General features: G+C 57.5%; 8 protein-coding genes and 1 pseudogene. 2 read left to right on the top strand and 7 right to left on the bottom strand.

What is annotated here, in order from left to right:
• Positions 1-283 (bottom strand): transposase (locus BISU_RS09695; RefSeq protein ID WP_024464678.1); only part of this gene is annotated, 283 nt, incomplete at its 3' end.
• Here BISU_RS09695 and BISU_RS12620 point away from each other — a divergent pair.
• On the top strand, positions 282-506 hold the full coding sequence (locus tag BISU_RS12620; RefSeq protein WP_156100202.1) for a hypothetical protein: 225 nt from the start codon (positions 282-284) through the stop codon (positions 504-506). The genes BISU_RS09695 and BISU_RS12620 overlap by 2 nt on opposite strands.
• Here the strand turns inward: BISU_RS12620 and BISU_RS09690 are convergent.
• The 6 genes and pseudogenes from BISU_RS09690 to BISU_RS09660 form a co-directional block, all read right to left on the bottom strand.
• Positions 503-2,038, bottom strand: coding sequence for a lipopolysaccharide biosynthesis protein (locus BISU_RS09690; RefSeq protein WP_024464677.1), 1,536 nt, complete (start codon positions 2,036-2,038; stop codon positions 503-505). The two genes, BISU_RS12620 and BISU_RS09690, sit on opposite strands and share 4 nt — an antisense overlap.
• An 11-nt stretch (positions 2,039-2,049) precedes the next feature.
• Positions 2,050-3,171, bottom strand: coding sequence for a glycosyltransferase family 4 protein (locus tag BISU_RS09685; RefSeq protein WP_161787763.1), 1,122 nt, complete (start codon positions 3,169-3,171; stop codon positions 2,050-2,052).
• Positions 3,172-3,324: 153 nt separating this feature from the next.
• Positions 3,325-4,621: pseudogene (locus tag BISU_RS09680) on the bottom strand (IS3 family transposase).
• A 262-nt stretch (positions 4,622-4,883) separates the two neighbouring features.
• Positions 4,884-6,275, bottom strand: coding sequence for an IS3 family transposase (locus tag BISU_RS09670; protein WP_156100201.1), 1,392 nt, complete (start codon positions 6,273-6,275; stop codon positions 4,884-4,886).
• A 178-nt stretch (positions 6,276-6,453) separates the two neighbouring features.
• The gene (gene pgi / locus BISU_RS09665) at positions 6,454-8,151 is read right to left on the bottom strand and encodes a glucose-6-phosphate isomerase (RefSeq protein ID WP_034533067.1); all 1,698 of its coding nucleotides are present in this window, start codon (positions 8,149-8,151) and stop codon (positions 6,454-6,456) included.
• A gap of 150 nt (positions 8,152-8,301) precedes the next feature.
• Positions 8,302-9,477, bottom strand: coding sequence for a mannose-1-phosphate guanylyltransferase (locus BISU_RS09660; RefSeq protein ID WP_404801782.1), 1,176 nt, complete (start codon positions 9,475-9,477; stop codon positions 8,302-8,304).
• 1,131 nt (positions 9,478-10,608) lie between these two features.
• Between BISU_RS09660 and BISU_RS09655 the strand changes: the two genes are divergently transcribed.
• Positions 10,609-10,905 (top strand): hypothetical protein (locus BISU_RS09655; RefSeq protein ID WP_459166248.1); only part of this gene is annotated, 297 nt, incomplete at its 3' end.

Genomic DNA, 10,905 nt, shown 5'->3' with positions numbered 1-10,905 from the left:
CGAGCCTGGCCGCGAAAAAAGCCGACGCCGAACTCAAGATCTCGTTCGCGCGGCGCAGCTCGGCATTCTCCCGACGCAACTTCTTCAACTCCTCGGACTCGCCGGGATCCAACGCATTCGCCGCATCTGAGCGTTCCTGCCACCGGCGCAACGACTCCGCGGCGATTCCAAGGCTCTTCGCCACGCCCTGCAACGCCTTGGTCTCGGACGTGTAATTCCCACGCGAGCCCGCCAACAGCCGCACCGCCCGCTCCCTGAACTCCGCATCATATCTTCTAGCCATGATTCCATCATCTCCTATCTGGGGGAAATCAGGAACAAAAACCAGTCCACATCACAACCTGTTTTTGCACGACAAAAACTACAGACATTTTCCTAAAGATAACTACGCAGCCATTTCTTGCGCGGTATCAAACGGAGACGGCGATGCTTTACCGAACCCGTTGTCGATTCCGGGCACCAGCCCCTTTTCGGCAAAATCCCATCGTTGGATTGCAAAACTCTAGCCGATATGCAGCTTCCTCCTCAGCATGCCCACCAACATGGAACGTTCCTTCCTTCCGAGCAACAGCACCACGTCCAAAAGCATCGTGACCAGTGCATATAGGCAACACGTCAGAATCAACGAGATCCAGCCATTGGCGACCAGCGGGGGCACATGTCTGATTCCCCAGCAGACGGCGGCGGCCACCGTTGTGGAGGCGAAGTAGCGAATATAGATGGGATAGAACTCGAATTTCCCGATGCCCAGGCATCTGGAGGCATAAATGGGTACGAACGTCACGTTCGCCAAAATCTCGAACAGAGGCGGGATCGCCGCCACGAGGAAAACGCCCCACTTCGGAAGAACCTCGATAAAGGCGATCAGCACGACCATGGATATCGCGCTGTAGACGAGCCATCCGATGGAATACTTCTTCAACCGGTTGACGATCAGCGGCAGATTCTGCAATGTCGTGGCGACACCGGAGGTCAGCAGGCCCAACATGGTAAGCGTAAGCAGCTGGTACAGCAATCCCGTATCCTGACCGTGCTGCCACAAATGCATGAAGTCATATCCTGCGACGAGCATCACCACGAAAATAATATTCGTGAAGAAGCCGGTCACCTTCATGCCCGATTTGAGGTCTTCGATGAGTTCCTTATGCTTGCCCTGCGCATAGTATTTCGTCTGTTCAGGGTAAAACAGGCCCGACACGGTGCCCATCAATCCGCTGAGCTGGTTCGGAACGGTCTGGACGATGGAGAGCATGCCCATAAGATACGGGCTGATCATCAGGTTCGCGACCAGCAACTGCAATCCGAACATCATGATCTGTTGGAGTTTCGTGACCACGTTCCACACGCCGGCGGAAAGCATCTCGCGAATGCTCCTCCAGGACACCGATTTCTTGTCGAAGGAAATGTCGGGAAGCAACCTGCGCGTATACGAGCGATTCATCAGCGTAATCACCGCCGTCGCTAGGCATACGGCCAATCCCACGTAGTAGACCTTCGGCGGCAGGATTCCGAAAAGCGCGACCATGGCCGCCACACGCACCAAGGAGAAAGCGAGATTCGCGATGCTGCTCAGGTACAGCTTGTTCTTTACGAACGTGGCGACGGAATACACCGTGGAGATGGTCGAAAGCATGAAATTCAGGAATATGAAGACGAATAGAGCCTTCACGTCTCCCACAAGATGTGGAGAGATGTTCACCAGCTTGTCGAGGAACGTCACCACCGGAACCGCAACGACCACCAGTACGGCGACCATGACGCCGTTTGCCGCAAGCGTAGACGAGTAATACCCGTTCGCCTTGGAATCATCGCCTTCATGGTATGCGACTGTGATGAAGCGCCCAGCCACCGAATTCAATGCGATGGTAAGCAGCTGCGCATAGCTTACGAACGTGTTCGCCAATCCGACGAACCCATAGGCTTCAGCGCCGATGTTACGCACGATATATGGCGTAAGCACCAGACCAATTCCAACGGAAACCGCGAAATTCACCAAGCTTGCGACCATGTTCACAAGCAGTTGCTTCTTATCTCCCATAATTCAGCCTATTACTCGCCAATCGCTCTCACAAATTCATCATAAAAAGTTTGTTCAGAAAATTGTTCAGCCTGCAGTAACCCATTCTTCATCATTGATTCGCACAGTTCCGGATGCTCCCGCAGCGATACAATGGCATCAGATAGAGAAGAGATGAATGACTCATTTCTTTCCACAACAATGGAGCAGGTTTCCGGAACATATTCCTGTAATCCGCCCGAATGCGACACGATAAGAGGCAGTCCCGCGGCCATGGCCTCAACACCAACAAGGCCAGCAGCCTCTTCCCATAGCGAAGGGACCACCTGTACATCCGCCGACTTGCTGTACTGGTACACTTGATTGTTCGGCACATAGCCAGTGAACGCGACCCGGTCACCCAATTCATCGACCAGCGATTGCACCTTGTCCAGATACGGGGTATGCGAGGACTTCGCGAAATCGGGACTGCCAACGACCATCAGCTTCACATGGTCGTCATCGATTCTTTGGATGGCCTTGAGTAGCTCCAATACTCCTTTGACTTCGATGATTCTGCCGCAATACAACGCCACGAAATCATCGGGAGCAAAACCGAGTCGCGCCCGTACCGCCTTCCGATCCTCCTCGGTGAACTCACGTTGGAACTTGGCAACATCGATACCATTATGCACCACGCTCACACTATGGGTAGTATCTTCATCGCAATACTGAAGCCAGCTTTTTTTTGCAAATTCACTGACAGAAATTACTGTTTTATATCCTAAACATTTAAAGGGGGCTTCCGGCACACCATGAAGGTGATACCACAACTTGTCTCCGTATCTTTTTCGATATAAAGCAGTAGGTTCGAACATGCCACCTTCCATAACAATAATGTCATATTCTTCCGGATTAACCAATTTAGCTGCTTCTCGTTGAAAAGGGGTATTTAAAGGAACAGAATGATTCAGCCCTAACTTATCCCATGCAAACTGAATGCATTTATGTATAAATCTCTTTATACTCTTAGCAGTTGGCACATAAATAAAATGCGTTTTTTTAAAAAAAGACGCCTCTAACTCGCTCTTCTTATCTCTTGGTGCCGCAACGGTCAGTTTCATATCGCCATTAATTTCATTCTGCTTCACCAGTGTAGTAATCAGTGTTTCCACTGCACCACCTTGCGTAGCCGGGACTGGCAACTCTCCGGGGGCAACTAAACAAACCCGCTTCATTATTCTCCTTAACGTAAACTGCTAGCCCATTACTTTCTTGTCATGCTGCACGTTCACGCTATTTACAACGAACGACGTGTAGACGACGCCTTATAGCATCTTTGATACGTCCTGCCCAATACAGGCATACAATATGATGTGGACTGGTTTTTGTTCCCGGTGTCTTATTGGGCGACGAGTGTCGCCTTGGTTTGATGATACAGGGTTTCGACTTCTGCTGGTGTCCGGTAGTCGAGGTGCTGGTGCAGGCGCTCCTGGTTCCACCAGGAGACCCATTGGAAGGTGGCCTGTTCCAGGGCGTGCACGGATTCGAACGGGTCGGATCGTTTGATCAATTCCGTCTTGTATGCGCCGTTGACGGTTTCTGCCAGCGCGTTATCATACGAGTCGCCCACGCTGCCCGTGCTGGCGAGAATGCCGGCTTGGTTGAGGCGCGTGCCGTACAGGCCGCTGATGTACTGGGTGCCATGATCACTGTGGTGGATCAGCCCTGTAGTCTCGCCGTGTCGTGCGGTCCAGCTGATGGACTGGTCCAACGCGACCAGGGACAGTGTTCTGGTGTGCTGGCTCGCGGCGACGGCCCATCCCACGATCCTTCTGGCGTACGCGTCGGTGACGAACGCCACATAGGCGAAACTCCCGGACGCGAGCCGCACATACGTGACGTCCGCCACGTGCAGGCGACCGGGAGCCTGCGCGGTGAACCGGCGTTCCACCAGGTCGGGGCGGCCGCCAGTGCTCCTGGCGGGCCGCGTGGTGACCGGGATCCGGCCCCGGCGAACACCCTGGATCCTGAGGGATCGCATCACCCTGAGCACCTGATCGCGACCGATGCCATGCCATCCCTGTCGGATCAGCTGACGGTGGACTTTGCGATACCCGTACACCGCCATGAACCGGTGCGCGTGCATCACCTGGATGTCGCGTGCCAGCGTCTCATGACGCGCCCGCATCCTGCAGACGGCACGCTTCTTGGCCTGCCAGTAGGCTCTGGCGGTGATGAACCCACCATCCAACGAGGCCCGCAAGACTGTGCAGATCGGCTCGACCCCGAACCTGGCACGATGCGCGTCGATATACGCGACCATCAACGCCGTGTCGGGTCGAGCCGTGAGGCGAAAAAAGCCGACGCCGAAGAAAGAATCTCATTCGCCCGACGCAACTCCGCATTCTCTTTACGTAGCTTCCTAAGCTCGCTGGACTCCTGCGGGCCCGCCGAACCACTCGCATCAGCCTGCCCCTGCCAGCGGCGCAATGATTCCGCCGCCACACCCAGATCCTTCGCCACACCGACCAATGCCTGCGTCTCCGACGAATAATTCCCACGGGACTCAGCCAACAGCCTGACCGCCCGTTCCTTGAACTCCTTCGTATATCGAGTGCTCATAATTCCATCATTCCTTATCTGGGGGAAATCAGGAACAAAACCCAGTCCATATCACCCATGCCATACCTCGTTCCATGATTCCTTGATTCCAAGACGCGAGATTCCCCGCGAAATCCGCGCGAAATCCCGCGTACTTGCCATGCGGCCCTGCCGCAAACTCCCCGGAAGCGGCATGCGACCACCTTAGTGCACCAGCGGCGAGTGTGACAGACGGACAGAGGGTTAAATGATAAAAGGGGGTTCGGACTGTTTTCTGGTTGGTTTAGTTCGTTAGCGTTGATTCTAGCTGGTTTCTGTGTTCGTTGATGGTGATGCCGCCTAGGCTAGTTTTGATGCGCTGGTTGTTATAGAAGGCCATGTACCGGTGGATCGCGGTTTCCAGTTCGCCCGTGGTGTTCCATGTGCGTTCGTGGAACATCTCGGTCTTCATGCGTCCGAAGAATCCCTCGCACGCCGCGTTGTCGGGGGAGCAGCCCTTGCGGCTCATGAAACGGGTGACGCCTGCGGCGTTCAGGGCCTCGATCCATTCCGCGGCACGATAGTGCCCACCCCTGTCGGAATGCAGTATCAAGAAATTCGTGCGCCGCGCGGGCAGTGTGCCGATGGCCTGCTCGAGCATGGACTGCGTCAGCTGCTTATCAGGCGTGCGACTCGTGGTGTAGGCCACGACTTTCCCGTCATAGCAGTCGATGACCGGGCTGAGATACACTTTCCCGTTGCGCGCGGCGAACTCGCTGACATCGGTCAACCATAACCGGTTCGGTTCCTTGGCATGGAAGTCGCGTTTGACGAGGTCCTTGGGAGCCGGCGTGCTCTCGCCCTCGTAGCTTGAATAGTGCCGCTTGCGATGCGCGTAATGCACGGGGATATGCTCCTGCTTCATCACACGGCGCACCACCTTCTCGGAAACAACGGTGCCCGCCCGCCTCAGCGCCGTCCAGATGCGCGGGGACCCATACGTGAACCCGGACGAGCGCGCGATCTCGTGCACTCTCACGCGCAGTCCGGCCAGCCTATCAGGACGTGCCAAAGCCGTTCTGGCATACTGGTAGCTGTTCGCTCTCAGTCCCGTCGAGTCAAGCAGCATCGTCAATGGGAGACGACCCCTGAGAGACTGGGTGATTATCGTTTTACTGGTGTTGGTCAGTTGTCCCGGGATGACGCCCGCGTCTTTTTTTACCAGATCAAGCTCCTGTTCGAGCACGGCCTTGTCGACCAGCAGCCGAGCGGCCAGGCGGCGCAGCTCGACCGGATCATCGGGCAGCGACGCCTCCAACTGGGCACGGGTCTTATATCCCTCGCGCTGTTTTCGTTCCGACCGGGTCATCAATCCCTCCTCGCCGTCCAGATGCCATGCATGCATCCACTGATACAACAGCATATGATTCGTCACCGCCAGATCGGCGGCGATATCAATGACCGACTCCCCGCCAAGCATGCGATTGACCGCCCCGAGCTTCACCTGCCACGCATAGCGACGATACAGGGCGCGCGCGGTCACCTTCCGGCATCCCGGCCTGCTGCCCCGCACCCAGTCAAACAACACATGGCGCGAGGGATAGCCCAACACTCGCAACGTCTTCGCATACGACTTATACCGTCGAAACGTGGCCACCGCCACCCGCTTCTGCTCGGCCGTGTACATGACCTTCATCTGATCCTCCAAAATAGACCAGAAAACAGTCCCAAGCCCCTTTTGTCATTTAACCCCCCGAACCCACCAACACAAAAATCCCGCCATCCGTAACGGTAACGGATGGCGGGATCCTGTTGTTGGCTTGGTCTACCGGCAGGTCAGGCTACGTTCTGGCCGCCGTACACCACGCAGCGAATCAGAACTCGCGCTTGGCGCGGTAGAACCTGATCAGGCTCTGCGTAGAGGCATCCTGCTCCGACAAGGCCCCGTCATCCTGCGAGATGGCCGGGGTGATCTGCTTGGCGAGCTGCTTGCCAAGCTCGACTCCCCACTGATCATAGGAATCCAGACCCCAGACGGTTCCCTCGACGAAGGTGATGTGCTCGTACAGGGCGATCAGCTCACCGACGGCGAACGGAGTAAGGGCCTCGCCGAAAATCGAGGTGGTCGGGCGGTTGCCTGCGAACACGCGGGCGGGGACGATCTCCTCGGCGGTTCCCTCGGCACGCACTTCATCGGCGGTTTTGCCGAAGGCGAGCGCCTTGGTCTGCGCGAGATAGTTGCCCAAGAACAGCTCGTGCACGTCCTGGTCGCCGTCCTTGGTCGGGTTCGGCGTGTTGGCGAAAGCGATGAAATCGGCCGGAATCAGCTGCGTGCCCTGATGGATCAGCTGGTAGAAAGCGTGCTGGCCGTTCGTGCCGGGCTCACCCCAGAAGATCTCGCCGGTCTCGGAGGTGACGGGCGTGCCGTCCCAGCGCACAGACTTGCCGTTGGACTCCATGGTCAGCTGCTGCAGATAGGCCGGGAAGCGGTGCAGGTACTGGTCGTAGGGCAGCACAGCGTGCGAGGCGGCCTTGAAGAAGTTGCGGTACCAGACGTTCAAGATACCGAGCAGCACGACGACGTTCTTCTCGAACGGCGTGGTGGCGAAGTACTCGTCGATCTCATGGAAGCCGTGCAGGAACTCCTCGAAGCGCTCCGGCCCGAAGACCACAGCCAGCGAGGTGCCAACGGCGCCATCGACCGAGTAACGGCCGCCGACCCAGTTCCAGAAGCCGAAGGCATTCTTCGGGTCGATGCCGAATTCGGCGACCTTCTCCAAATTGGTGGAGACAGCCACGAAGTGCTTGCTCACTGCTTCGGCGTTCTTCTCGTCCGAGCCGTCGACGGCGCCCGAAGCCTTGAGGCCTTCGAGCAGCCACGTGCGTGCCTCGCGGGCATTGGTGAGCGTCTCGAGCGTGGTGAAGGTCTTGGAGACGATGATGAACAGCGTGGTCTCCGGGTCCAGGCCCTTGGTTTTCTCGGCGATGTCATTGGGGTCGATGTTGGAGATGTAGCGTGCGCTGATGCCCGCGTCCGCATAGGCCTTGAGCGCCTCGTACACCATGACGGGGCCAAGGTCCGAGCCGCCGATGCCGATATTGACGACGGTGGTGATCTTCTTGCCGGTCACGCCAGTCCACTCGCCGGAGCGAACCTTGTCGGCGAAGGCGTAAATGCGCGAAAGCACTTCGCGCACATCCTTAACCGTGTCCTGGCCATCGACGATGACCTTGCCTTCGTCTTCCGCCGGGCGACGCAGCGCGGTGTGCAGCACGGCACGGTCTTCGGTGTTATTGATATGCACACCGGTATACATCGCCTTGGTGCGTTCGTCGAGCTTGACCGCCTTGGCAAGATCAGCGAACAGCAACAGCGTCTCGGGCTTGATCAGGTTTTTCGAGAGGTCGAAATGCAAGTCGCCGGCATCGAAGCTCAGCTGGTCCACACGCTCGGGATCCTCGGCGAACCACTGCTTGAGGCTGATGCCTTCGTTCTGCAGCTCGTCATAGTGCTTCTGCAGGGCAGCCCACTCAGGAGTCTTGGTGGCGTCGACAGGCGGATTGATGGCCATACTTGGTCCTCTCTTCATAATCGAAGCGATATCTTCCCGCATGCGTGACAGGCACGCGACGCGGAATGACATCGTTTGCTTCCATGTGACAAGATACTCACAAAATAGGACAGAGCCGGACAGTCCTCGATGCTGTCCGGGCGAAGCCGGTCACAGCAGCTCGTCACGGCCTTCCTGTCGCAGATGCGCCACCATATTCTTGACTTCCTGACTGCGTGCACGAGGCGCGACGAGCAAAGCATCCGGCGTGTCGACCACGACCATGTCGTTCACGCCGAGCAATGCAATCGTTCGCCCTGCGGCGGGCACCACCACATCGCCGGCGGAATCGATATAGGACACGTTTTCGCGATCGCCGAGAATCTTGATGTTCTGCTGGTTCGCACTCGGCAGCAACGCGGCGACGGAATTGAAATCGCCGATATCATCCCAACCGAAATCACCCGGGATCATCGCCACGCCGCCCTGCACGCTCAGCGGTTCGGCGACCGCGTAATCGAATGCGATTTTCTCGATGCCCGACCAGTGAGTCGCCATCGCCTCGTCGACCGCATCGCCGCCGGTAAGGTACGCGTCCGCGATAGCTGAAATCGCGTCGTACATACGCGGCTTGTATTCATGCAAGTGGCCGAGCAATACGTCCGCGCGCATCACGAACATGCCGGCGTTCCAACGGTATTCGCCGGTGGACAAGTAGGCCTGGGCGGTCGCGGCATCGGGTTTCTCAACGAACCGCTCGACCAGCCGTGCGCTCGGGGCCTCGGGCACGTCCGCGGCCAGGGAACGGCCCTGATGGATGTAGCCGAACGCCGTGGACGGGCGGGACGCAGCGATGCCGATGGTCGTCACATAGCCGGCGCGCGCCGTGGCGACGGCCTCACGGACCGCGCGGGCGAAGGAGGCAGCGCCACGAATCACATGGTCCGCGGCGAACGACCCCACCACGACGCGCTCCCCGTGGCGGCGAGCCAACACGGCGGCGGCGAGGCAGATCGCGGCGGTGGAATCACGCGGCACCGGTTCGGCGAAGATGTCGTTGCCGTCAAGTTGCGGCAGCTGCTCGCGGATCGCCGCGACATGCCGCCAACCCGTACTCACCGTGACATGGCCCCGCCCCGCAACGCGTTCCAGCCGGTCGTAGGTGGATTGGATCAGCGTGCGACCCTGGCCGAGCAGGTCGTAGAGGAATTTCGGTTTGGCCTCGCGGCTCAGCGGCCACAGGCGGGTTCCCGTGCCGCCGGCGGGAATCACCGCGTAGAAATCCTGGTTTTCATTCGCTTCCGCGCGCCCGCTCAGCGACTGCGGCTCCTGCCGTTCCGTCGCCATGCCCGGAGTATCTTGCGGTTCACCGTGCTGTGCATTCTGTGCATTCGCGTCGATCATGCTGCTCATGGCTCCATTGTGGCACAAGCGTATGGCACAGGAATGCGGTATTGGAATACTGCGATGCTGATGACGTGTGCTTCCAATCACGAACTTCTGGCATGTTGTGAGGCCGGGGGGCGCGATATCCGAAGGAGGAATGTTTGAGGGGACGAAATCCGCGAAGATGGAATGTCGCAGAACGGAGTGCGCACGGAACGGCAAAAATCTCAATATCTCGACGATTTGCACCATGTCATCGAGATTTTCAGAACAAAGTCTCAATATCTCCTCGCGAATCCGGATTTTCCCGATTTATTGTGATTCCGCACTCGGCATCACAGACGGCGAGCAGTAAAGAATCGTTGAAATTCCAGGCTTTTTCACGACTGACCATCATGCTCGACGCATCGAGAAATCTCAATATCTCGTCTAAATTGCCGTTTGCGCGAGTTGTTGAGACTTTTTTCGAACAATCTCTCAACATCGCGGCTCGAACGGGAGATATTGAGACTTTGGTATGGTGCCCGGGCAATCGGCGTCGGGTGCTTAAGGCGGAATGGATACGGAAACGAATGGTATGAGTCGAAGCACGTCGAGACATCGGAAGTAGAGACACGGCTTTGATATCTGGCATCTATCGACCATTTGATGCTGCCATTCAACGTGTCACGCCCTTGCTGGCAGATGTGGGAGCGTATCGCGGCAAATAGGAACCAAAGTTATTGCATATAATCCCCGCAGGCGTTGTGGCCGTAGGCATGTCGGGGCATCGGACGTGTATCCCGTGTCCTTGCCGGCCGCAGGGGATGCAACCGAGTTTGCCGTGTGGTCCGGGGAGTTGTCAATCGCGCGTATGCCGGGACATACGCCGTACGCCGGAAGCAAGCGCCCGGCAGGCCTGATATGCCGGCAGCGGGGCGCCGCGTATGCCAGGCGACCTCGTCGTTCCCCAGCACCTTCCGTCTGGTTGTGTATGTCACCGCATACGCGAAGAAATGGAACGCCTAAAGCAATAACTTTGGTTCCTATATGCCGGAATAAAACACACATTTGGGGCTTGGGACTGTTTTCTGGTCTATTTTGGAGGATCAGATGAAGGTCATGTACACGGCCGAGCAGAAGCGGGTGGCGGTGGCCACGTTTCGACGGTATAAGTCGTATGCGAAGACGTTGCGAGTGTTGGGCTATCCCTCGCGCCATGTGTTGTTTGACTGGGTGCGGGGCAGCAGGCCGGGATGCCGGAAGGTGACCGCGCGCGGCCTGTATCGTCGCTATGCGTGGCAGGTGAAGCTCGGGGCGGTCAATCGCATGCTTGGCGGGGAGTCGGTCATTGATATCGCCGCCGATCTGGCGGTGACGAATCATATGCTGTTGTATCAGTGGATGCAT

Source organism: Bifidobacterium subtile (genome assembly GCF_000741775.1).
GTDB classification, from domain to species: Bacteria; Actinomycetota; Actinomycetes; order Actinomycetales; family Bifidobacteriaceae; genus Bifidobacterium; species Bifidobacterium subtile.
Note: the sequence above shows the minus strand (reverse complement) of the source record. Positions and strands in the feature narration are given on the sequence as shown.

Bases quoted from the DNA above. Each gene is read 5' to 3' on its own strand.
- pgi (WP_034533067.1), bottom strand. From the start codon at position 8,151: ATGGCCATCAATCCGCCTGTCGACGCCACCAAGACTCCTGAGTGGGCT.
- BISU_RS12620 (WP_156100202.1), top strand. From the start codon at position 282: ATGATTCCATCATCTCCTATCTGGGGGAAATCAGGAACAAAAACCAGT.
- BISU_RS09660 (WP_404801782.1), bottom strand. From the start codon at position 9,477: ATGGCGACGGAACGGCAGGAGCCGCAGTCGCTGAGCGGGCGCGCGGAA.
- BISU_RS09690 (WP_024464677.1), bottom strand. From the start codon at position 2,038: ATGGGAGATAAGAAGCAACTGCTTGTGAACATGGTCGCAAGCTTGGTG.
- BISU_RS09670 (WP_156100201.1), bottom strand. From the start codon at position 6,275: ATGAAGGTCATGTACACGGCCGAGCAGAAGCGGGTGGCGGTGGCCACG.